Raw genomic sequence first — 1,971 nt, forward strand, 5'->3', positions numbered from 1 at the left:
GCTGAAAAGATTCACCGTTGCGGTGCCCGCTGGGACCAAGGAGTCATCAACTGGCACGGTGTCAACATTGCCCAGGGATTCCGCGCCCCGGGCATTTTCTATCAACAGGCAGGCGATTGGGCACTTCTTCAACGAGCGTACGACAACTACCGCGAAGTCCGCGAGCGCTACGGTCAGGTCCCGGGAGGACTCTACGGTGCCGACGAGAATTGCCGGCCGGGATACAGCGATCCGCGTCAGGCCGCGGAAACCTGCGCCATGGTGGAAATGATGTATTCCTGCGAGCTGCTCGTTCGGGTCAGCGGTGATCCACTTTGGGCCGACCGATGTGAAGATGTTGCGTTCAATTCCCTCCCGGCCTCGATGACGCCCGATCTGAAGGCCCTCCGCTATCTCACGTCACCCAATCTGGCCGTGTCCGACGCATCCAACAAAGCCCCAGGTGTTCAGAACTCGGGGCCGATGTTTTTGTTCGACCCCTACGGCCATCGCTGCTGTCAGCACAACGTATCGCACGGATGGCCGTATTTCACAGAGCACCTCTGGATGGCGGCTCCAGGTGATGGATTGGCAGCCGTGCTGTATGCCCCCAGCAAGGTCAAAGCATACGTCGGCAAAAAAGGCGTGGAGGTGGAAATCAACGAGAAAACGCTTTATCCGTTTGATGGGACGATCGAACTTGCGGTACAGACTTCTGAACCTGTGGCATTCCCGCTTTATTTGCGGATTCCCACGTGGTGTCGCGAGGCTGCGGTCAGGGTACATGCCGGGAAGCAAAATGAGGATTTCCAGTACAAGGGATCTCAGGGCGGCCAGTGGATCGTTTTGCGGCGAATCTGGCAGTCCGGCGACGGGGTGACCCTCCAGTTGAAGCGGGAAGTGACTCTCACGCGCTGGGAAAAAAACCACAACAGCGTTTCAATAAACTATGGGCCGCTGACATTCGCCCTGAAGTTTAACGAGCGTTACGTTCGCCACGGCGGCACAGACAAGTGGCCCGCCTGGGAAATCTATCCAGACAACGAATGGAACTATGGCCTGGTGATCGATTGGGAAAAGCCCGAAGGAAGTTTTACGGTCGTTCCTCGCCCATGGGACGGCGTTTCCCAACCATTTACGCCGGAATCCGCCCCTATCCTCATAAAAGCCAAAGGTCGAAAAATCCCACAGTGGAAACTGGATGAATTTGGTCTCGTGGCGCCGCTTCAGCCGAGTCCGGTGCGAGGTGAGGGACCGGTTGTCGATCTGGATCTGATCCCGATGGGTTGCGGCCGACTGCGCATCAGCGCTTTTCCTGTCATTGGTGAAGGGCCAGACGCCGTCATCTGGAAGGAGCCGCGCAAACCGCCCCATCAGGCATCCCATTGCTTTTCGGGCGACACGGTCGCTGCTCTCAGCGACGGTCTGGAACCGAAGCACTCTTTTGATCAGGACATCCCACGCTTTACCTGGTGGCCCCATCGCGGAAGCGAGGAATGGGTTACTTACGAATTCGATAGCCCGCGTGAGGTTTCCAGGGTGGCGGTCTATTGGTACGACGACACGGGTCATGGCCAATGTCGTGTCCCTGAACGCTGCCTTGTGGAATGGTGGGACGGTGAGAATTGGCAGCCCGTCAAGCCGCAGGCAGAATGCGGCGTGGAAAAAGATCGATACAACGAGCTTGTTTTTAATCCCGTGAAAACCACTCGACTTCGTCTGCTCGTCAAGTTACGGCCTGGGTTTTCGTCAGGAATTCTCGAATGGAAAATAGAGTGAGCGCGATACCGCTGGTCAACCCGCAATGAGTTGGGCTGTGTACGTCAAGATCATTCGGGATACACGCTGGCAACTTCTTGTCAGTGCCGCTCTGCTTTTCGCGTTTGCCTGGCTCTTCGTCTGGATGAACAGTCTCATCAAAATTGGACTGTGGTCCACGTTTCTCGATATGCTTCCCAACTTCGTGCACAAGTTGATGCCGGTACCGGCCAA

The 1,971-nt window shown here is 56.5% G+C and carries 2 protein-coding genes; both read left to right on the forward strand.

The window, feature by feature from the left end; translation table 11 throughout:
• A partial coding sequence (locus tag H5U08_RS17085) for a beta-L-arabinofuranosidase domain-containing protein (protein WP_297035845.1) occupies positions 1 to 1,758 on the forward strand: 1,758 nt, incomplete at its 5' end.
• A 25-nt stretch (positions 1,759 to 1,783) separates the two neighbouring features.
• A partial coding sequence (locus tag H5U08_RS17090) for a hypothetical protein (protein WP_297035848.1) occupies positions 1,784 to 1,971 on the forward strand: 188 nt, incomplete at its 3' end.

Source organism: Thermogutta sp. (genome assembly GCF_014359955.1).
Classification (GTDB): domain Bacteria; phylum Planctomycetota; class Planctomycetia; order Pirellulales; family Thermoguttaceae; genus Thermogutta.